At 60.3% G+C, this 19,950-nt stretch carries 18 protein-coding genes; 6 read left to right on the forward strand and 12 right to left on the reverse strand.

Annotated elements, in window-relative coordinates:
* The first annotated feature begins 85 nt into the window (after positions 1-85).
* The 3 genes from AC07O1_RS15865 to AC07O1_RS15875 all read left to right on the forward strand — a co-directional run bounded on the left by AC07O1_RS15865 (position 86) and on the right by AC07O1_RS15875 (position 3,165).
* Positions 86-892, forward strand: coding sequence for a TatD family hydrolase (locus AC07O1_RS15865; RefSeq protein WP_494993837.1), 807 nt, complete (start codon positions 86-88; stop codon positions 890-892).
* 229 nt (positions 893-1,121) lie between these two features.
* A complete protein-coding gene (locus tag AC07O1_RS15870; protein ID WP_495089300.1) occupies positions 1,122-2,603 on the forward strand; it encodes a methyl-accepting chemotaxis protein in 1,482 nt (493 codons plus the stop codon).
* A gap of 199 nt (positions 2,604-2,802) precedes the next feature.
* On the forward strand, positions 2,803-3,165 hold the full coding sequence (locus AC07O1_RS15875) for a terminase (protein WP_495089301.1): 363 nt from the start codon (positions 2,803-2,805) through the stop codon (positions 3,163-3,165).
* 6 nt (positions 3,166-3,171) lie between these two features.
* Here AC07O1_RS15875 and AC07O1_RS15880 read toward each other — a convergent pair whose 3' ends face one another.
* The 3 genes from AC07O1_RS15880 to AC07O1_RS15890 form a co-directional block, all read right to left on the reverse strand.
* Positions 3,172-3,969, reverse strand: a complete 798-nt coding sequence (locus tag AC07O1_RS15880; RefSeq protein ID WP_495089302.1) for an acyl-CoA thioesterase — start codon at positions 3,967-3,969, stop codon at positions 3,172-3,174.
* 277 nt (positions 3,970-4,246) lie between these two features.
* Entirely contained in the window at positions 4,247-5,014 is a 768-nt protein-coding gene (locus AC07O1_RS15885) for a CHAD domain-containing protein (protein WP_495089303.1), read from the reverse strand.
* A 91-nt stretch (positions 5,015-5,105) separates the two neighbouring features.
* Positions 5,106-5,384 carry a hypothetical protein gene (locus tag AC07O1_RS15890; RefSeq protein WP_494993832.1) on the reverse strand — a complete coding sequence of 93 codons (279 nt, stop codon included), beginning with the start codon at positions 5,382-5,384 and terminating at the stop codon, positions 5,106-5,108.
* Between the two features lie 221 nt (positions 5,385-5,605).
* Between AC07O1_RS15890 and AC07O1_RS15895 the strand changes: the two genes are divergently transcribed.
* Positions 5,606-6,646, forward strand: a complete 1,041-nt coding sequence (locus AC07O1_RS15895; protein ID WP_495089304.1) for a patatin-like phospholipase family protein — start codon at positions 5,606-5,608, stop codon at positions 6,644-6,646.
* Positions 6,647-6,667: 21 nt separating this feature from the next.
* On the opposite strand, the gene AC07O1_RS15900 is transcribed toward AC07O1_RS15895, so the two are convergent.
* The 6 genes from AC07O1_RS15900 to kdpF form a co-directional block, all read right to left on the reverse strand.
* Positions 6,668-7,363 carry a response regulator gene (locus tag AC07O1_RS15900; protein ID WP_495089305.1) on the reverse strand — a complete coding sequence of 232 codons (696 nt, stop codon included), beginning with the start codon at positions 7,361-7,363 and terminating at the stop codon, positions 6,668-6,670.
* Between the two features lie 48 nt (positions 7,364-7,411).
* Complete coding sequence (locus tag AC07O1_RS15905) at positions 7,412-10,069, reverse strand: DUF4118 domain-containing protein (RefSeq protein ID WP_495089306.1); 2,658 nt, start codon at positions 10,067-10,069, stop codon at positions 7,412-7,414.
* 136 nt (positions 10,070-10,205) lie between these two features.
* Positions 10,206-10,751, reverse strand: a complete 546-nt coding sequence (gene kdpC / locus AC07O1_RS15910) for a potassium-transporting ATPase subunit KdpC (protein WP_494993828.1) — start codon at positions 10,749-10,751, stop codon at positions 10,206-10,208.
* A gap of 179 nt (positions 10,752-10,930) precedes the next feature.
* Positions 10,931-13,012, reverse strand: a complete 2,082-nt coding sequence (gene kdpB / locus AC07O1_RS15915) for a potassium-transporting ATPase subunit KdpB (RefSeq protein WP_495089307.1) — start codon at positions 13,010-13,012, stop codon at positions 10,931-10,933.
* Between the two features lie 17 nt (positions 13,013-13,029).
* Positions 13,030-14,733: a potassium-transporting ATPase subunit KdpA gene (kdpA, locus tag AC07O1_RS15920; RefSeq protein ID WP_495089308.1), complete on the reverse strand. Its 1,704-nt coding sequence runs from the start codon at positions 14,731-14,733 to the stop codon at positions 13,030-13,032.
* An 8-nt stretch (positions 14,734-14,741) separates the two neighbouring features.
* Positions 14,742-14,831, reverse strand: coding sequence for a K(+)-transporting ATPase subunit F (gene kdpF / locus AC07O1_RS15925; protein ID WP_007899818.1), 90 nt, complete (start codon positions 14,829-14,831; stop codon positions 14,742-14,744).
* Positions 14,832-15,282: 451 nt separating this feature from the next.
* On the opposite strand from kdpF, the gene eat reads away from it, so the two are divergent.
* Together eat and AC07O1_RS15935 are read left to right on the forward strand one after the other, a co-directional pair.
* Positions 15,283-16,647, forward strand: coding sequence for an ethanolamine permease (gene eat, locus AC07O1_RS15930; protein WP_495012792.1), 1,365 nt, complete (start codon positions 15,283-15,285; stop codon positions 16,645-16,647).
* Between the two features lie 118 nt (positions 16,648-16,765).
* Positions 16,766-16,933 (forward strand): DUF2897 family protein, encoded by a 168-nt coding sequence (locus tag AC07O1_RS15935; RefSeq protein ID WP_495089309.1) that lies wholly within the window; start codon positions 16,766-16,768, stop codon positions 16,931-16,933.
* Between the two features lie 136 nt (positions 16,934-17,069).
* On the opposite strand, the gene AC07O1_RS15940 is transcribed toward AC07O1_RS15935, so the two are convergent.
* The 3 genes from AC07O1_RS15940 to fabF form a co-directional block, all read right to left on the reverse strand.
* Complete coding sequence (locus AC07O1_RS15940) at positions 17,070-17,921, reverse strand: urea carboxylase-associated family protein (protein ID WP_495089310.1); 852 nt, start codon at positions 17,919-17,921, stop codon at positions 17,070-17,072.
* A 15-nt stretch (positions 17,922-17,936) separates the two neighbouring features.
* Positions 17,937-18,590 (reverse strand): GntR family transcriptional regulator, encoded by a 654-nt coding sequence (locus tag AC07O1_RS15945; protein WP_495089311.1) that lies wholly within the window; start codon positions 18,588-18,590, stop codon positions 17,937-17,939.
* An 82-nt stretch (positions 18,591-18,672) separates the two neighbouring features.
* Positions 18,673-19,947 (reverse strand): beta-ketoacyl-ACP synthase II, encoded by a 1,275-nt coding sequence (fabF, locus tag AC07O1_RS15950; protein WP_495089312.1) that lies wholly within the window; start codon positions 19,945-19,947, stop codon positions 18,673-18,675.
* Positions 19,948-19,950 lie beyond the last annotated feature (3 nt).

A 19,950-nucleotide genomic window follows, 5' to 3' on the forward strand; every position in this document is an offset into this window, starting at 1 on the left:
CAGCTTTAACTCATTGTAGTTCTTGGTTTTTCTTATAAATCTACAGCTCTGATATGCTTTCCGGCCTTTGGTCCGAGGTAGCACCATGCAACTCATCGATATCGGCGTCAACCTGACCAACCCAAGTTTTGCCGACAAACACCAGGCAGTACTCGACCGCGCCTATGCCGCCGGAGTCTGCCAACTGGTCCTCACAGGCACCAGTGTCGAGGGCAGTGAGCAGGCGCTTGAACTGTGCCAACAACTGGACGAAACCGGGCAACGACTGTTCTCCACGGCGGGGATTCACCCTCACTCGGCCAGTGACTGGAACGCCGATAGCGCTCAACGCTTGCGCGGCCTGCTCAAAGAATCGAGCGTGCGTGCCGTGGGTGAATGCGGCCTGGACTTCAATCGCGACTTCTCGCCACGCCCGCAGCAGGAAAAGGTGCTCGAGGAGCATTTGGCGATGGCGGTTGAACTGCAACTGCCAGTGTTCCTCCATGAGCGCGACGCCAGTCAGCGACTGCTGGAAATCCTGCGCGACTTCCGTGACCGTTTGCCCGCCGCCGTGGTGCATTGTTTTACCGGTGAGCAACGGGCGCTGTTCAGCTACCTCGACCTCGATTTGCACATCGGCATCACTGGCTGGATTTGCGACGAACGCCGTGGCACTCACCTGCACCCACTGGTTCGCGAAATTCCGCGCGGGCGCTTGATGCTGGAAAGCGATGCGCCGTACCTGTTACCGCGCAGTCTGCGGCCGAAGCCGAAAAACGGTCGCAACGAACCCGCTTACCTGACAGAAGTTTTGCGCGAAGTCGCGTTGCATCGCGGTGAGAGCCTGGAAGATGTGGCAGCACACAGCACGGCGTGTGCCCGGACGTTTTATGGACTGCCGTCGATAGAGTGAATCAGAAAAGTCCACGTTGATTGTACCGTCGCCTCGCGGACAAGCCTGGCTCCTACGGGGATTACGGTGCCTTTGCAGGAGCGAGGCTGCCCGCGAAGAGGCCCTGACAATCAACAAAATCTGTCGCCCATCCCCCCACCATTGACCCACATCAACAACCCTTCGCCTGGATAGCGGCACAATAATGGCACCTTGCCAAAACTGTTTCCGCTATCAGAGAAGACCTTCCATGGGTGCCTGGCTTAGCAACATCTCGCTGAAGTACAAATTCTGGGCCGTCAACGCGGTCGCATTCATCACTACCCTGCTGTTGGTGCTGTATGCCGTACAGCTCGAACAGCAGGCTCGCAGCCAAGCCTCACAGACCTCAGCCCAGGCCCAGGCGCGCTTGCTGAATGCCTGGCCCGTCGGACAATCCTTGCCCAAGGCAGACCACTTGCTGAGCTTCAGTCGGGGCCAGACTCCCTCCCTGAACGGACAGCCATTATCGGCGTTAAACAACGCCAGCGGCTGGGTCGAGCTCAACGCTATGCCGCTGTTGGGCGACAACCCGTTGCTGGGCGCCGACATTGTGTCCCGAGCGGACGGCGAACAGGTCGCGGTACTGGCCTATGGCCCAAGCCTGAGCCAGGTGTTCGGTGAGCGATTGGCCAACTACGCGGTGGCGGTGTTCATCCTGATGTTGGCAATGCTTGGTGCCTCGCAGTTGCTGATCCGTTTTTTGCTCAGCCAGCTCAACACCTTGAAAGACGTGATGCTGCACGTGGAAAAGACCGGCGACCTGTCGGCCCGCGTGCCATTGGCCTGCAAAGATGAAGTCGGGCAAATGGCCAGCGCCTTTAACGCCATGCAGGCCGGCTACCAACGGGTGGTCAACACCGTGGCGCATACCGCCGAACAATTGGATGTCGGCGCTGCACGGCTGGCCGCGAGCATGAATGAGGTGCGCCACGGCATGCTTGGCCAGCAAAGCGAGACCGATCAGGCCGCGGCCGCGATCAACGAGATGTCGGCCACGGTTTATCACATCGCCCAGCATGCCGGAGCGACGCGCGACTTGTCGCAAACCGCCGACACCCTGGCCGGCAGCGGGCAGGATGTGGTCAGCCGCGTGCGGCAATCAATTGCCGGGCTTTCCAGCGGCGTACGGCAAACCGCGGAGATGATTCAGCGATTGGCCGAAGACAGCCAGAAGATCAACGGTGTAGTCGGCGTGATTCACAGCATTGCCGAGCAAACCAATCTGCTGGCACTTAACGCCGCGATCGAAGCCGCCCGGGCCGGTGATATGGGCCGTGGCTTTGCGGTGGTCGCCGATGAAGTGCGCAACCTGGCCAAACGGGTGCAGGCCTCCACCGACGAGATCACCCTTATGGTCTGCGCCCTGCAAGCCGGGACCCGGGATGCCGTGGACTTCATGCAGGAAAGCTCGTTCAAGGCTGACGATTGCGTGCAGCAGGCCGAGGAAGCGGGCCTGGCACTCGCAGAAATCACCGGTGCTGTAGCGCAGATGCGCACAAGCAACACACAAATCGCCGTGGCCGCCGAACAGCAGAGCCAGGTCGCAGAAGAAATGAATCGTGCGGTGGTGAGCATTCGCGACGTGACCGAGAACACCGTGCAACAGACCATCGACTCGGCCACCACCAGTAATGAACTGGCGACATTGGCCGGTGAGTTGAGCAAGGCGATAGGCCAGCTCAAGCTGTAAGGACGCTATCGCGGGCAAGACTCGCTCCTACAGGATTGCCAGTGCCCTTGGAGGAGCGGGGCTTGCCTGCGATGACAATAAAGCAGCTAACATCAATCTCGAGATACCTATTGCAGCGATAGCCAGCCTTGATTCGCCGAAGCCGTTTGCCCGACCTATTCTTTATTCATGGGTTTTACACGGATCGAGGATTTCCAGCATGGGCAAACGTCACCCCAATCTCCCCGCCTGGCAATGGCGGGCGCCCCCCGAAAACCATCGCAACCCGACTAATCTGGTGTTGCACCTGATTGCCGTGCCGCTGTTCATCCTGGCGTTTCTACTGATCGTTTCGGGTGTGTTCGGGATGAGCTTTCTGAACGTTGCCATCGGCGTCGTTGGCTTGCTCGCAGCCTTGGGCCTGCAGCGCCACGGCCACAGCCTGGAGGTGCAAGCCCGCGAGCCGTTCAGTGACCGCAAAGACGCCGTGCAACGCCTGAAGGTCGAACAGTTCCTGACCTTTGCACGGTATGTCTTGAGCGGTGGATGGTGGCGCGCCTGGCGTGAGCGCCACCGGCATTGACCGGTTTTAACCGAAGACGGTAACCGTCTGCCGACTCATGGCGATCAACTGTCCTTCAGGGCTCCACAACGCTGCTGCCGCATGGCCATAACCGTCGCGGGCGTGCTCGATGACCACGCGGTACTTGCACCAGTCCAGCGTGCTCAGCGCCAGCAATGGCTGCACGAATTCGATGGTCCAGGTCAGGGTGCTGCCCGCCGCCGGTTTGCTCAAGTGCGGCAACAGGGCCGGAGGCCAGGCATCCACCAGCGCCAGAATATGTGCCTCGGTCAGTGGCTCTTCCTTGACATCCCCGCGCAAACGCACCCAACCGCCCATCTCCCGCGACTTGTTGCCAGTAAATGGCAAACCGCCAACACTCCAACGCATCGCCAGGTGGCGCATGAATTCCGGGGTCACACCCTTGATATAAGGCAGTTCCTCACAGTCATCCCAGTGTTTCATTTCGGGGGCCGGTTCGGCCGCCACGTCGATTTCCGAAGCGCGGGAGGCGCCAAAGCTGCCCTGGACCAGCGTTACCACTTGCCCGTTCTGCATGGCCCGACCCAGCACCTGGCTGACAGCCTTGCCTTCGCGCAATACATCCACCTCAAAGCTGACGGGCACACCAGGTTCAGCCGGGCCGACAAAGGTGATCGCCAACGAACGTACCGGACGATCTGCCGGAACTTTTGCGCGCATGGCCTCGTACTGCAATGCGGCCATCAGCCCGCCAAAACTGGCACGCCCCTGAGCCCATTGCGTCGGGATAGACAGCTCGAGCGGAGTGCTGCGCACGGCGTCGACTAAATCACAAAAGCGCATAAAAGCCTCAAGCCAGAAAAAAGACTCAAGGATCTTAACCATCGGACGGGGACTGCACAGCACCTATTCCGGCCAAAAAAGCGGACAGATAAGCCGAACGCCACTGGCAACCCGCGGACTTGTAGCAGCTGCCGAAGGCTGCGTTCGGCTGCGAAGCAGTCGTGAATACGGTTATTGCGGTGTAACTGTTAATCCGCGTCGGCGGGTTTTACGACTGCTACGTCCGAACGCGGCCCGAGCCGAACGCTGCCTTCGGCAGCTGCTACGACGGGTGTGTTCAGGATTTGAAGCAAGCCGCGCTCAGCGTGTCCAGCACCAGATCTGCGCTTGCCTGGGCCTTGACCATGGTCACTCGCCAAACCTCCACACAGGGCTGCAAATCGGACTCTTGCTCAGCTTTGGCCAGCCATTGCCAGCAATCATGCCAGTTGCCGAGCGCCTCTTGAGCGGCTTTCAATCGAGGCATAGCCTTGACCGGTAACGGGTCCAGTTCAGGATAGGATTCGGCTGCGTAACGCACGCGCTTGATCAACAGGCGCAAGCGATGTCGGTCATGCTCTGGATCGTGCAATGCCTTATCCAGAGCGTCCCACAGTTTGGCCAGACGCTTTTCGATGCGTTGACGCAAGCCTTTGAGTAATCCCTGACGCTGGGAGGCTCGCAGAAAGCGCGGAAACGCGTCGAGTATGAGAAACAGTTGCGCCAGCTCAGGACCCGTCGCCACCGCGGGATAGGCTTTAGCCATTTGCACCGTGCGGCGCAGGGCCGCTTCATGCTGACCATGACTGTGCAAGTAGGCGGCCAGTACTTCCCGGTCGCGCAAGGGGGTGGTCAGGTTGCCGACTCCGGCCGCCGCCGCTTCCAGTTGCTCGACTCCGGGTAAACCACGCAGGGGTCGCAGCAGACTGCGCAGCCGGCGAACCGTGGTGCGCAGATCATGCAGCGCTTCATCATCAGTCGTCGCACTCAGTCGCGCCTGGCAGGCCCGCAAGCGAACTTCCAGGCTCAACACCTGAGCCACCAACCGATCAACCAAGGCAGACATGGCTTACTCCCGAATCGAACATTCAATGTTGCGACGGCAAACCTGCAGCAATGATGCCGCAAAGCCCTGCTCTACCTCATCAATCCTTTGATCAACGACCGGCACGCGACTCACGAATGTAGAAACGGGCCTTCTCGGCTTTTTTGGTACAGCCTTCGTACGCCTCGAACTGCTGCTGAGTCTTGGCCCCGGTCAACAAGGACAGTGCCTTGGAGTAACTGACGGTGCCCGCGAAACCTTCGGCCTTGGCCAGGTCCAGCTCCTGCCAGGCCGCGTCCAGCTGGCTACCGCAACTGTCACGATACGCCGTTTTACCGGCACAACCAGCCAGAGCCAACGCAATCAACGGCAGACAAATCCAGGCTTTCATCGATGACACCTCAAGATAGAAAAACAATCGTGCACGGTATGACGGCCAGCACCGTAAAAAGTGCCTTGCCCCCCTGATGAATATAGCTGGGGCGAGAATACTCGCCTGTCGCCATTGATTATCGAAAAAACGACCTTGCCCCCAAACCCTCGATCAGCAGCGATTGAAGCAAGGCCCATGATGGGTGCATTGTTGACTCAAGTTTGACGAAGGGGCGAGTCATGAAAAAACGTGTCGCGTTGGTGCTGGGCTCCGGTGGCGCCAGGGGCTATGCCCATATCGGGGTCATCGAAGAAATTGAACGACGCGGTTACGACATCGCCTGCATCGCCGGTTGTTCCATGGGCGCGGTGGTCGGCGGGATCTATGCTGCAGGCAAACTCAACGACTACCGCGACTGGATTGAAAGCCTGGACTACCTCGACGTGTTGCGTCTGGTAGATGTCAGCTTCCGTCTCGGAGCGATTCGTGGGGAAAAGATCTTCGGGCAGATCCGCAAGATCGTCGGCGAAATCAATATCGAAGACCTGCGCATCCCCTACACGGCGGTCGCCACGGACCTGACCAATCAACAGGAAATCTGGTTCCAGGAAGGTTGCCTGCACCAGGCAATGCGCGCCTCGGCAGCGATCCCCAGCCTGTTCACCCCGGTGATGCAGGGCAACCGGATGCTGGTGGACGGCGGTCTGCTCAATCCACTGCCGATCGTGCCGGTGGTCTCGAGCCACTGCGACCTGATCATCGCGGTCAACCTCAACTCGACTAACCAAAGGCGCTATCAATTGCCGGTGATCCAGCGCCCAGCGGCGTTCAAAATCCGCTTCGACAGTCTGATCAACTCCCTTGGCTCGCGCTTACCGTTTCGTCGAAAACAAGCTGAAAAGTTGCTGTTACTCGAACAGGAAGCCCTGCGAGCAGATGCCGACGACATCAATAACCCGTGGATCGAGTCCGCCGAACCTGAGGCTCAGCAACCGGCCGCCGCCCCGCAAACCCCTGGTGCACCGAAGTCAGCCACCGGCTCGTTCATTATCGACAACGTCGGCCCGGCATCATTGCTGGACTTGATCAACCAGAGTTTCGAAGTGATGCAGACCTCACTGGCACAATACAAAATCGCTGGCTACCCGCCGGATGTCCTGATCAACGTGCCGAAACGGGTGTGCCGGTTTTTCGAGTTTTACAAAGCGCCGGAGCTGATCGCCCTGGGCCGGGAGATCGCCCGCGATACGCTGGATCGCTATGAGAATGATCAGCTTTGAAGAGCGTTGCCGGGGCGCGACCTAACCCAAGGCATCAATCAACCGATACCCGACACCCGCCTCGGTCACGATAAACCTCGGTTGGGTCGGGTCGTCCACCAGCTTTTGCCGTAGGTGACCAACCACAATCCGCAGGTAATGACTGTCTTCGGTGTGGGTCGGGCCCCAAATGTCCTTGAGCAATTGCTGTTGAGTGATGACGCGTCCGGGGTGCCGAGCCAATTGCGCCAACACCGCGTATTCCTTGCGGGTCAACGCCACTTCAGTGTCGTCCAGCAGCACGCGGCGATAGGCCAGGTCCACCGTCAGCGGACCGAACCTGAGCGCCGCTTCCTGTGCCTCACCTGCGGGTGAGTGACGCAGCAAGGCGCGCACCCGGGCGAGAAACTCCTGAATGCCGAAAGGCTTGGTCACGTAGTCGTTGGCACCGCCATCGAGGGCTTCGACCTTCTGCCCCTCGCTGGCGCGTACCGACAACACCAGCACCGGCACCTTCGACCATTCGCGAAATTCGCGTAGCACTTGTTGGCCGTCCATGTCCGGCAAGCCGAGGTCGAGCACCAGCAAATCCGGTTTGTTCAGCGCGGCCTGAGCCAAACCTTCGCTGCCGGTGCCGGCCTCCAGTACTTTATAGCCCTGAGAAACCAGGCTGATGCGCAGAAACTTGCGAATCTGTGGTTCGTCGTCGATGACCAAAATGGTTGCGGTCTGGCTCATGGTTTCTGATCAAGATAAAGAAGTGACGCTAGAGTAGCGCATGGAATGTCAGGCTTCACTTTCAAGTCCGGGCTGCTCCTGCAACGGTAAATGGATCGTGATGCAGGTGCCGCGACCTTCGATACCCTCAGCCACACTGATACGCCCGCCATGGGCGCCGACCATGCCCTGACAGATCGCCAGACCGAGCCCAGTGCCCTGCCCTCCCCGATCACCGCGAGCAGCGGTGTAGAACATGTCGAAAATCTTTGCGCGCTCGGCTTCTGGAATGCCCGGCCCTTCGTCGCTCACCGCAAAGAACAGCTCGCTATCGGTCGAACCGGCGCACAGTTGCAAACGCCCCTGAGCCGGAGAAAAACGTGCAGCGTTTTCCAGTACGTTAACCAGCGCTTGCTCGATCAACGCGGCATGCACGTAGAGCAACGGTAATTCGCTCGGCACATCGATGCTGACTTGTAACGGTGCCAGTACCGCGCGCAGCCGATTCAGCGCACTGCCGACGATATCAGCCGGCGACACCCAATCGCGCGCCAGCTTCAGCGCGCCATGCCCAAGACGGGTCATGTCCAGCAGGTTCTGAATATAACGATCCAGTCGCTCGGCTTCATCGCGGGTACCTTCGAGCAACTCCCGACGGTCCTCCAATGAAATCGCCTCGCCCAAGGCCAGCAAGCTGTCGATGCTGCCGCGCATGGAGGTCAGCGGGGTACGCAAGTCGTGGGACACCGACGCCAGCAAAGCGCTGCGCAGTTGCTCGGTTTCACCATGCAGACGTGCTGCCTCCAGATCCTCGGCCAATTGCGCCCGGGCCAGGGCTTGAGCCAATGGCTGACTCAGCGCAGTCAACAAACGCCGCCGCTGACCGCTGAGTGGCTGGCCGTCTTTGGTGCACACCCCGAGTAACCCCAGCGGCCCCTCTTCCACCGACAATGGCCACCACCACCAATGCCCGAATGGCAGGGTCCCGGTGCCCATGCCCGCGGGTTGATCGTGTTGCCAGGCCCAGTCGGCGGCAGCGCGCTCGGCCTCGGAAAACTGCAGCGGGCCGCCGGTTTCGACCTTCCAGCCGCCGGGGGCCAGGCTATCGCGGTTGAGCAGGCACAATTGCAGCTCGTTCCAGCCGTTCAGATGCTGCGCGCCAGCGCTGACTACCGCCTGGCGATCAGTCGCGGCGGTGAGTTTGCGCGACAGGTCGAGCAATTCGCTGGTCTCCTCCTGGGTGTCGCGCAGAGCCTGTAACTGTCGCCGTTGACGCGCGGCGAGGTTACCGGTCAACGCCGCCATCAACAGGAAGAACAGCAGCGTCAGCACATCTTCTTCGCGCTGAATGGCAAAGGAGAAGTTCGGTGGAATGAACAGGAAGTCGTAAGTCAGAAACGACAGCGCCGCGCAGGCCAGGGCCGGGCCGAGGCTGCTGCGCACCGCCACCAGCAGCACGGCAGCGAGGAACACCAGCGAGATGTTCGGCAGCGGCAACACACTGGCCACCGCCCAGGCCAAGGCAGTGGCCAGCACCGTCGCCAACACCGCCAGCGCATAGTCGAACCAGACCAACGAATGTGGCGCGCGCATACGCGGTGCTGGCCGGTCTATGTCACCGTCGAGGACGTTGATTTCCAGCCCTCGCGCATCGCGCAACAAGCGCGAGGCCAGCCCTCCGCCGAACAGCCGACGACGCAAACGCGGCCTTGACTGACCGACCAGCACCAGACTGGCACGGCGCTCGGCGGCGTGTTGAATCAGGGTTTTCGCGACCTCGCCGGCACGCAACAACACCACTTCACCGCCCAGACGTTCGGCCAGTTGTTGGGCGCTTTGCAGGCGTAAACGTGACTGCTCGTCGCGCACACTGCCGTTATCCACATGCACCAGACTCCATGGCAAATGCCGCCGCTGGGCAACCCGACTGGCGTGGCGCACCAGACGTTCGGCCTGCGCGTCACCGTCGACACCCACCAACAGTCGCCCGCGTACCGCCGGTGCTGCCTGGCCCAACTGCCGATAGCCTTGCGCCAAGTCATTATCGACCTGGGCCGCAGCGGTCTGCATCGCCAGTTCACGCAATGCGGTGAGGTTGGTCTGGGTGAAGAACGCGTCGATGGCCGCCCGCGCCTGCTCGGGCACATAAACCTTGCCATCGCGCAGACGCTCCAGCAGCTCCCGGGGTGGCAGGTCGATCAGCAACAGTTCGTAGGCTTCCTGCAACACCCAATCGGGCAACGTCTCGCGCACCTGCACGCCGGTGATTCCGCGCACCTGATCGTTGAGGCTTTCCAGATGCTGGACGTTGACCGTAGTGAACACGTCAATGCCAGCCGCCAGCAGTTCCTGAATGTCCTGCCAGCGCTTGGCATGACGACTGCCGGGAGCATTGGTATGGGCCAGTTCATCGACCAGTACAAGCTTCGCTTTGGCTTTGAGCAGACCGTCGAGGTCCATTTCTTCAAGCACCACGCCGCGGTATTCGGAACGAACCAACGGCTGCTGCGGCAAACCGCCGAGCAGCGCTTCGGTTTCCGCGCGGCCATGGGTTTCCACCACGCCGGCGAGAACTTTGACGCCCTGACGCAGTTGTGTGTGGGCCGCTTGAAGCATGGCGTAAGTCTTGCCAACGCCGGGGGCGGCGCCGAGGAAGACCTTGAGCCGGCCACGACCGTCGCTTGGTAAATCTGCTAACAGCGCGTCGGCTCGGCCGGAATCACTCATGGGCTATCTCTTTTGGCAGGTATTGATCGTTCCCACGCTCCGCGTGGGAATGAATCATTGGACGCTCTGCGCCCGCTTCTGGGACGCTCTGCGTCCCTGGCTGCATTCCCACGCAGAGCATGGGAACGATCATCGTCTACAACTTTTCCAGCGCTGTATTCAAGGCCAGCACGTTCACCACCGGCGGGCCAACCAGGGGCTGTTCGACATGCGTATCCACCAATTGCTGCAGGGTCGAAACCGGCAGGTTGCGTGCGGCCGCAACCCGCGCCAGTTGATAGACAATCGCTGCCGGTGGCAAGTGTGGATCAAGGCCGCTACCGGAGGTGGTGAGCAATGCCAGCGGTACGGCCCCCTGCCCCGGTACGAACAGCTTGTTGGCATCGTCAATCACACGAGTGGCCAGCGCCGGGTTGCTTGGCGACAGGTTGCTGGCGCTGCTCGACACCGTGGCGAAAGCACCCGCCGAAGGCCGCGGATGGAACCAGGCATCACCGGTGAAATCCTGGGCGATCAGCGCCGAGCCACGAACCTTGCCGTCGGCATCGCGCACCAGGCTGCCATTGGCCTGAGCCGGGAACGCCACTTGGGCCACACCGGTCACCACCAGCGGATAGGCCACACCGGTAATCAGGGTCATCAGAACAATCAGGCTCAAGGCCGGACGTAACATAGTGGACATTTCAAATCCCTCGATTCAGAGAATATAAGCAGCGTTTCGCCAGAGACAGCGCGTCGTGTTCTTCGCAGGCAAGCCAGCTCCCACAGGGTTGAGTCGATCACCAGAATTTGCTTCAACCCGGACAATGTGGGAGCGGGCTTGCCCGCGAAGGCGGCAGCCCTGACACACCGCAAAAACCGTCAAACCAAATGCACCGCCGTCAACAGCATGTCGATCAACTTGATCCCCACAAACGGCACCAGAATCCCGCCGACGCCGTAGATCAGCAGATTGCGTCGCAACAACGCCGCTGCGCTCGCCGCCTGCACTCGTACGCCGCGCAGAGCCAGCGGGATCAGCACCACGATGATCAAGGCATTGAAGACGATCGCCGAAAGGATCGCGCTCTGCGGGCTGCTCAGGTGCATGACGTTGAGCACGCCCAGCTGTGGATAAATCGAGGCAAACAGCGCCGGCAGGATCGCGAAGTACTTGGCCACGTCGTTGGCGATGGAAAAGGTGGTCAACGCGCCACGGGTCACCAGCAATTCCTTGCCGATCTGCACCACATCCAGCAACTTGGTCGGGTCGCTGTCGAGGTCGACCATGTTCGCGGCTTCACGCGCAGCCTGGGTCCCATCGTTCATCGCCATACCGACATCAGCCTGGGCCAGCGCCGGAGCGTCGTTGGCACCGTCGCCACACATCGCCACCAGACGACCGTCATTCTGCTCGTGGCGAATACGCGCCAGTTTCTTCTCCGGTGTGGCTTCAGCCAGCACGTCATCGACACCGGCTTCAGCGGCAATGGCGGCGGCGGTCAGCGGGTTGTCACCGGTCACCATCACGGTGCGGATACCCAACTTGCGCAGTTCGGCGAAGCGCTCGCGAATGCCGGGTTTGACCACGTCCTTGAGGTGGATCGCACCGAGCAATTTGCCCTCGGCGCACACCAGCAACGGTGTACCGCCGCTCTGGGCAATCTTGTCGATTTCCCGCGACAGGGCGGACTGCAAATCGCGACGTTGCAGTCCAACAAAGGTCAGCAGCGAATCCACTGCGCCCTTGCGGTAAACGCGGCCCTGGTAGTCAACACCGGACAACCGGGTCTCAGCACTGAATGGCACCGCGGTCAGCACATTAGTGGCGGGTTCAGGCTGTGGATAATGTCCGCGCAGGTATTCGACGATGGACTTGCCTTCCGCCGTGTCGTCAGCGAGCGAGGCGAGCAACGCGCCTTCGGCCAGCTCTTTGGCGCTGACGCCTGGAGCGGGGTAAATCGCCGTGCAGCGACGGTTGCCGAACGTGATGGTGCCGGTCTTGTCCAGCAACAACACATGCACATCACCCGCAGCTTCCACCGCACGACCGGATTTGGCGATCACGTTGAGGCGCACCAAACGGTCCATCCCGGCGATACCGATGGCCGACAGCAGGCCACCGATGGTGGTCGGAATCAGGGTCACCAACAATGCCACCAGGAACACCAGCGGCAGGCTGCCGTTGGCGAAGTGGGCGAACGGCTGCAAAGTCACGACCACCAGCAGGAAGATCAGAGTCAGACCGATCAGCAGGATATCCAGCGCCACTTCATTCGGGGTTTTCTGACGTTTGGCGCCTTCCACCAGGGCAATCATGCGATCGAGTGTCGACTCACCGGGGTTGGCGGTGATGCGCACCAGCAACCAGTCGGACACCAGCCGGGTATTGCCGGTAACGGCCGAGCGGTCGCCACCGGACTCGCGGATCACCGGCGCGGATTCACCGGTAATCGCCGCCTCGTTGACTGCCGCGATGCCTTCGATCACTTCGCCGTCACCCGGGATCATTTCCCCGGCTTCGATGCGGACGATATCGCCTTTGCGCAGGCTGGTGGCGGGCACCACCTGAAAGCTCCCATCGGATTTTTTGCGCCGGGCGCTCAAGCCTTCGCTGCCAGCCTTGAGGCTATCGGCACGGGCCTTGCCACGGCCTTCGGCCAGGGCTTCGGCGAAGTTGGCGAACAACACGGTAAACCACAGCCACAAGGCGATTTGCGCCGCGACGTAAGTCGGCACTGCGGTATCGGGCACGAAGCACAGCACGGTCGTGAGGATCGCCGTCAGCTCCACCACCAGCATCACCGGCGCGCGCTGCAATTGCCGAGGATCGAGTTTGACGAAAGCTTGCACCAGCGCCGGACGCCACAGGGCCGAGATCGCGGTTTTCGGTTGCTCCGGCGCTTTAACGGCAGCGGCTTTTTTCGGTACAGCTTTGTTTGATACAGGAACGGGCATATTCATCATCAAATCCCTCAGCTCTAGAGCCCAAAAGCAGCCATGCTCAGATGTTCAGCGATAGGACCCAGCGCCAGGGTCGGCAGGAACGTCAGGCCGCCTACCAGCAAAATGGTCACAGTCAATAAGGTCACGAACAGCGGGCCATGGGTCGGGAAGCTGTTCTGGCCAATGGGCGCGGTTTTCTTCATCGCCAGGCTGCCGGCCAACGCCAGTACCGGGAGGATGTAACCGAAGCGGCCGATCAACATGCCAAGACCTAGCATCAGGTTATGGAACGCGGTGTTGGCACTGAAGCCGCCGAACGCAGAGCCGTTGTTGGCGCTGGCCGAGGTGTAGGCGTACAGCAACTGGCTGAAACCATGGGGCCCCGGGTTACTCACCGCTGCCACCGGACCCGGCAGACTCGCCGCGATCGCACCGAGCACCAGCACGCCGACCGGCATCACCAGCAAGGTCACCACCAGCAACTGGACTTCCCTGGCCTGGAGTTTCTTGCCGAGGTATTCCGGGGTGCGGCCGATCATCAAGCCGGCGAGGAACACCGCAATCAATACGTTGAGCAACATGCCGTAAAGGCCGGCACCGACGCCGCCGAAGATCACTTCGCCGACCATCATGTTGACCAGCGCGACCATGCCGGTCAGCGGGTTGAGGCTGTCATGCATCGCATTGACCGAACCGTTGGACGCTGCAGTGGTGGTCACCGACCAGAGCACGGTGGCGGTAGTACCAAAACGCGATTCCTTGCCTTCCAGTGGCGCGGTCTGTTCGACCGTGACGTTGTCCAGGGTTGGGTTCGGCTGGTACTCGGCCCACAGCGAGGTAGCGCCGCCGATCAGGAACAGCGCCAGCATGCAGGCGATGATCGCCCGACTCTGACGCAGGTCTTTCACGTAATGGCCAAAGGTAAACACCAGGGCAACCGGGATCAGGATGATCGACGAGACTTCGAACAGGTTGCTCCAGGCCGTCGGGTTCTCGAACGGATGGGCCGAGTTGACGCCGAAGAAGCCACCACCGTTGGTGCCCAGTTGCTTGATCGCAATCTGGCTGGCCGCAGGCCCCAGAGGAATCACTTGATCCACGCCCTGCATCGTCAGCGCGTTCACGTAATGGGCGAAGGTTTGCGGTACGCCTTGCCAGACCAGAAACAGCGCCAGCAGCAAGCACAACGGCAACAAGCCGTAGAGCGTGGCACGGGTCATGTCGACCCAGAAGTTACCCAGGGTTTGCGCCGATTTGCGACCGATGCCGCGACACAAGGCAACCAGCACGGCGAGGCCGGTGGCGGCGCTGACAAAGTTTTGCACGGTCAGTCCGACCATCTGGCTGAGGTAGCTCAGGGAGGCTTCACCGCTGTAGGACTGCCAGTTGGTATTAGTCATGAAACTGATGGCGGTGTTGAACGCCAGCGTCCACTCCTGACCCGCCAGATTTTGCGGGTTGAGCGGCAAGTAGTCCTGAAACAGCAGGATCGCGAACAACAGCAAAAAGCCCGCGAGGTTGAAGGCGAGCAAGGCCAGGGTGTATTTCTGCCAGCTCTGCTCGGTCTGCGGATCGACCCCCGCAACGCGATAACAACCGCGCTCCACCGGCCCAAGAACCGGCGTCAACCAGGTGCGCTGGCCTTCCATTACCTTGTAGTAGAACCGTCCCAGAAAGGGTGCCGGTATCAGCACCAGAGCGAAGAAGGCAAGGATCAGCCAATAGTCATAACTGTGCATAGCCGCTCCTAGTTCCGATCGGCGCGCAACAGCGCAACCAGTAGATAAATGAACAGCCCCACTGCCAGCAGCAGTGACACTCCGTCCAGAACGCTCATGGGATTTCTCCGTCGTACGGCGATTGCCGCGTGTAGAGCCATTGTCCGCAGGAAGGCTGTAAAGGAACGAGATCGAGGGGTGAGGCGCGGCATAAAAAAAGTGTAAAGAGTGTGGGGTACTGCGGTGCCTGATCGTTCCCATGCTCCGTGTGGGAATGCATCCCGTGACGCTCCGCGTCACTTCCAGAACGGACGCAGAGCGTCCATGGCGGCATTCCCACGCGGAGCGTGGGAACGATCAAATAACACAGGTCTAGTGTGGAAGCGGACTTGCTCGCGATAGCGTCAGAACATCCACCACCGCACTCAAGTAGCGCACAAACAGCGGGCATCCAGCCGCGAACATCCTCGATACGACAGTTTTCCGTCCATTACGACGTGCTTTCTCGATATGGCATGCCCGCTGCACACCTCCTCCCCCGAGCACTTCAAACCGTTCGGGGAGCAACGCATGAACACACAACTCAAGCCCACCTTGGGCACGCTGCATTTATGGGGTATCGCGGTCGGTCTGGTGATTTCCGGTGAATACTTTGGCTGGAGTTACGGTTGGGGCGTGGCCGGGACGCTGGGCTTTTTGGTCACGTCGTTGATGGTCGCGACGATGTACACCTGCTTCATCTTCAGCTTCACCGAACTGACGACCGCTATCCCTCATGCGGGCGGGCCATTCGCCTACAGCCGTCGAGCATTCGGTGAAAAAGGCGGGCTGATTGCCGGGCTGGCGACGCTGATCGAATTCGTCTTCGCTCCGCCGGCGATTGCCCTGGCCATCGGCGCCTATCTGAATGTGCAATTTCCCGCCCTAGACCCGAAACACGCAGCGGTCGGCGCCTACATCGTGTTCATGGGGCTGAACATCCTCGGGGTCAAACTGGCCGCGACGTTCGAACTGGTGGTCTGCGTGCTGGCCGTCGTCGAACTGCTGGTATTCATGGGCGTGGTGGCGCCGGCTTTCAGCTTCAGCAACTTTGCCCTCAACGGCTGGGCCGGTACCGATACCTTCGGCGCGCCGGCGATTGCCGGGATGTTTGCGGCGATTCCGTTTGCCATCTGGTTCTTCCTGGCCATCGAAGGCGCGGCCATGGCCGCCGAAGAAGCCAAGGACCCGAAACGCACCATTCCCAAAGCCTACATCAGCGGCATCCTGACCCTGGTGTTGCTGGCCATGGGCGTGATGTTCTTCGCTGGCGGCGTGGGCGATTGGCGCACCCTGTCGAACATCAACGATCCGCTGCCGCAAGCGATGAAAGCAGTGGTTGGCGAAAGTTCTGGCTGGCTGCACATGTTGGTATGGATTGGCCTGTTCGGCCTGGTGGCGAGTTTCCACGGGATCATCCTCGGCTACTCGCGGCAGTTCTTCGCCCTGGCCCGCGCCGGTTATCTCCCTGCATCGTTGGCCAAACTATCGCGTTTCCAGACCCCGCACCGGGCGATCATTGCCGGCGGTCTGATCGGCATCGCGGCGATTTACAGCGATGGCCTGATCAACCTGGGCGGCATGACCCTCACCGCGGCGATGATCACCATCGCGGTGTTCGGCGCCATCGTGATGTACATCATGAGCATGCTCAGCCTGTTCAAACTGCGCAAAACCGAGCCGCTGCTGGAGCGCACTTTCCGCGCGCCGGGCTATCCGCTGGTGCCAGCCATCGCGCTGTTTCTGGCGGTGGTGTGTCTGGTGGCGATGGCCTGGTTCAATACGTTGATCGGGATGATCTTTCTCGGTTTCATGGCGGTCGGTTTTGGGTACTTCCAGATGACCGCACAACTGCGCGCCGATGCCCCCGCCGATGCAATGCTGACCGGGCTGTAAACACTGAGGAAGCGCTATCCAGACGGATCAGGCCTACAATGGAACTACTCAAAGGTGGTATATGCATGACCATTGCGCGAAATCCTTCGCCCGATGGCCTGCCCTTAAGGAGAGCCCTATGCCTTGGTATGCCTGGTTGATTCTGGTTCTTGCTATCGGCTCGATTGTCGGCGGATTACTGATACTGCGCGACACCGCAAACAAGGTGGAGCTGACCGAAGAGCAACGTAAACGCGTGGCTGAACGTAACGCGGAAGCGGACGCCAAGGATGCGCGGGATCGTTGACTAAAAACCCCCGCCATTGAGAACCAATGATGGGGGTTTTCTTATCTATCGCCATGCACAGAACTGTGGCGAGGGAGCAAGCCCTCTCGCCACAAATAGCGCCTGACTTCAAATCCCGGCAAGGGCTCCAGCGCTTCTATTTTTCCCATTCGGCCTTGGCAATGTGCAATCCGTGCATCCCCTTGTAGGCCGCGCGCTCAGGCTGGCTCCAGCCTTCGAGCAATGAATCTTCAAGCCGATAGATCTCCACCCCCAACGGACGACAGACGCTCAGCGGATCCTGCGCATCCGGCCCCCACATCGCGAGCGACAAATCACCTCCCGGGCACGTGGACAAGGCACAGAGCAAATCGATTTCGGCAAAGAACTCCAGATAGTCGCCCTTCTGTGCCGGGCAGGCCTTCATGAAGTACATGTCGTCGTGGTTGAGACCGGTGCACTGGAAGATATTCAGCACATCGTGTACGTCGAACTCGGTCAGGCCATGGGGCAACACGGCGCGGGTCAGGTTCGAATGGCAGTGATGGTGGAAATCTTCACCGGTGAGCATTTTGTTTACATAAGGATCACAGCGGGTGCCCAGCAAATCGTGCAGTCGACCGCCATGTTCATCGATACCGTAACTCGCCAGGCTGTCATCGGTGATGGTCACCAAAGGCCGCAAAAACGGCAGGTTCGACCAGAGCCGGTCATGGGTGCTGACATGCGCGCCCTGCAATTGACGGGTACGTGCAGCCCACAAACGTTCGCGCGGATCATTGGCATTCCAGACATTGAAATCCCCAACTTGCGGGCCGACCGGGGTGGTCACGCGAAAGACATGCCCGGCCGGGACATTCCACGCACGACCCGTGCGGATCGGGACTTCGAACTGGTCGATCAGCGTGCGACCGTCCCTGGTGTCACGGATCCGCTCATAAAAGGCCTTGTCCACCTGCAGGGCCGAGCCTTTGCTGACCTGGTAAGCCGCGGGATAGTCTTTGTACATAGTGAACATCCTCGATCAGGGGTGGGAAGTGTGGCTGAGCATGTCGAGTAACTGCTGCTCGGAGTCGTCGAGGTAAAGATTCATCGCCTCCTGAGCTGCAGGTTTTTTGCCCTCGGCAAGCAAATCGTGAATCTGTCGATCGCGCGCAAGCCAAGGTGTTTGAAAGAGCTCCTCGTCGGGTGCAGCACAAAACACCAAGCGCATCTGGGCGACAATGTTCGTGAAGAACTCATCGAACAAGGGGCTGCACATCAGCCCAACAATATGCTGGTGAAAACACAGGCTGTGGGTGCCGACGGCTTGCCAGTCCTCGCGCTCGCGGGCAAGTTCCGTGGCTTCGATGGCCTCGAGCATGCGATCGGACTGATACTCGCGCAGTGGCTTGCTGGTGGCGATGGCCTGCAACTCCAGAGTGCGCCGGACCTGAAACAGATCGCGCACTTCATCGACGCCGAGGCGCCGCACCACCACACCCTTGTTGCGCACATAGCGGGTCAGCCCTTCCTGCCCCAAGCGATGCAGCGCTTCGCGAATAGTGTTACGCGAAGCGTTGTAGGCTGTCACCAGATCGCTTTCGATCAAGGCCATGCCCGGTAACAATCGGCCACCGATTATGTCGGTCCGTATCTCCAATGTGATGTGATCGGCCAGGGAAAGTCCGCTGCTCATGGTCATCGTCCCTCATGATTGTTCAACAATCGTCAGATAACGAATAACCACTATTCGTGCCAATTCTGCGAATGACGAAAGCTTACGCCTGCCATCGCTTGAACAACACGCTGGCATTGACCCCGCCAAAGCCGAAGCCATTGGACAACGCATACTCGATTGCCAGCGACCGTGCCTGACCATGGACGATGTCCAGCCCTTGCGCCGCTGCATCCGGGTTCTCGAAGTTGAGGGTGGCCGGAACGATTTGATCGCGAATAGCCAGAATCGTGAAGATCGCCTCAATTCCGCCCGCAGCGCCCAAAAGATGCCCGGTGGCGGATTTGGTCGATGTCACCGCAACCTCTTCGTGTGTACCGAATAACGACTTGATCGCGGCGATCTCGCCCAGGTCACCCACCGGCGTAGAGGTCGCATGAGCATTAAGATGCTGCACCTGCGCCGCGCTGATTCCGGCCTGCGCCAATGCCAGCGCCATGGAACGCCGCGCACCGCTGCCATCTTCCGGGCCGGCGGTCAGGTGATAGGCATCGGCGCTGGTGCCATAGCCCACCAGTTCCGCCAACGGTCGAGCGCCTCGGGCCAGAGCATGCTCCAGCGCCTCAATCACCAGAATCCCCGCACCCTCCCCCATGACAAAGCCATCGCGCCCACTGTCGAACGGTCGCGAAGCGCGCTCGGGAGTATCGTTATAGCCACTGGACAATGCCCTGGCCGCCGCAAAACCGGCAAGACTGACACGATCAATAGCCGCTTCCGCGCCGCCGCACACCGCAATATCGGCTTCGCCGCTACGAATCAATCGCGCGGCATCACCAATGGCTTGTACGCCTGCGGCGCAGGCGGTTACCGGCGCCCCCAGCGGCCCTTTGAAACCGTGCTGGATCGATACATGACCCGCCGCAAGGTTGACCAGAAACGATGGAATCGTGAACGGCGACAAACGCCGCGGGCCGCGACTATCAGTCGTTCTCACCGCATCGGCAATGGCACCAAAACCACCGACGCCGGATCCGATGATCGTCGCCGTGCGCTCTTGGGTCCGAGCGTCAGTGGCGGTCCAGTTCGCCTGCTCCAATGCCTCTTTCGCTGCCGCTATGGCGAACATGATGAAGCGATCCATTTTCTTCTGCTCTTTGGGCGGCGTCGTCCGATCAGGATCAAAACCCGCTTCAGCATCCTCTGCCAGAGTTGGCACCACGCCGCCAACCTTGGCCGCCAGATCAGCCACCATCTCCTCCGGCAGCCGCCGCAACCCCGAACGACCGGCCAGCAAACGCTCCCAGACTTGCTCGACACCGCAACCCAGCGGAGAAACCAGGCCCATGCCTGTCACGACAACTCGACGACCGTTCATACG

The organism is Pseudomonas sp. GW821-FHT07G10 (genome assembly GCF_059418545.1).

What these genes read in the sequence shown, in the direction of transcription:
- AC07O1_RS15940 (WP_495089310.1), bottom strand. Translation starts at nt 17,921, where the DNA reads ATGTACAAAGACTATCCCGCGGCTTACCAGGTCAGCAAAGGCTCGGCC.
- eat (WP_495012792.1), top strand. Translation starts at nt 15,283, where the DNA reads ATGAACACACAACTCAAGCCCACCTTGGGCACGCTGCATTTATGGGGT.
- kdpA (WP_495089308.1), bottom strand. Translation starts at nt 14,733, where the DNA reads ATGCACAGTTATGACTATTGGCTGATCCTTGCCTTCTTCGCTCTGGTG.
- AC07O1_RS15885 (WP_495089303.1), bottom strand. Translation starts at nt 5,014, where the DNA reads ATGTCTGCCTTGGTTGATCGGTTGGTGGCTCAGGTGTTGAGCCTGGAA.
- AC07O1_RS15865 (WP_494993837.1), top strand. Translation starts at nt 86, where the DNA reads ATGCAACTCATCGATATCGGCGTCAACCTGACCAACCCAAGTTTTGCC.
- AC07O1_RS15875 (WP_495089301.1), top strand. Translation starts at nt 2,803, where the DNA reads ATGGGCAAACGTCACCCCAATCTCCCCGCCTGGCAATGGCGGGCGCCC.
- AC07O1_RS15945 (WP_495089311.1), bottom strand. Translation starts at nt 18,590, where the DNA reads ATGAGCAGCGGACTTTCCCTGGCCGATCACATCACATTGGAGATACGG.
- kdpC (WP_494993828.1), bottom strand. Translation starts at nt 10,751, where the DNA reads ATGTCCACTATGTTACGTCCGGCCTTGAGCCTGATTGTTCTGATGACC.
- fabF (WP_495089312.1), bottom strand. Translation starts at nt 19,947, where the DNA reads ATGAACGGTCGTCGAGTTGTCGTGACAGGCATGGGCCTGGTTTCTCCG.
- AC07O1_RS15935 (WP_495089309.1), top strand. Translation starts at nt 16,766, where the DNA reads ATGCCTTGGTATGCCTGGTTGATTCTGGTTCTTGCTATCGGCTCGATT.
- AC07O1_RS15905 (WP_495089306.1), bottom strand. Translation starts at nt 10,069, where the DNA reads ATGAGTGATTCCGGCCGAGCCGACGCGCTGTTAGCAGATTTACCAAGC.
- AC07O1_RS15900 (WP_495089305.1), bottom strand. Translation starts at nt 7,363, where the DNA reads ATGAGCCAGACCGCAACCATTTTGGTCATCGACGACGAACCACAGATT.
- AC07O1_RS15880 (WP_495089302.1), bottom strand. Translation starts at nt 3,969, where the DNA reads ATGCGCTTTTGTGATTTAGTCGACGCCGTGCGCAGCACTCCGCTCGAG.
- kdpB (WP_495089307.1), bottom strand. Translation starts at nt 13,012, where the DNA reads ATGAATATGCCCGTTCCTGTATCAAACAAAGCTGTACCGAAAAAAGCC.
- AC07O1_RS15870 (WP_495089300.1), top strand. Translation starts at nt 1,122, where the DNA reads ATGGGTGCCTGGCTTAGCAACATCTCGCTGAAGTACAAATTCTGGGCC.
- kdpF (WP_007899818.1), bottom strand. Translation starts at nt 14,831, where the DNA reads ATGAGCGTTCTGGACGGAGTGTCACTGCTGCTGGCAGTGGGGCTGTTC.
- AC07O1_RS15895 (WP_495089304.1), top strand. Translation starts at nt 5,606, where the DNA reads ATGAAAAAACGTGTCGCGTTGGTGCTGGGCTCCGGTGGCGCCAGGGGC.
- AC07O1_RS15890 (WP_494993832.1), bottom strand. Translation starts at nt 5,384, where the DNA reads ATGAAAGCCTGGATTTGTCTGCCGTTGATTGCGTTGGCTCTGGCTGGT.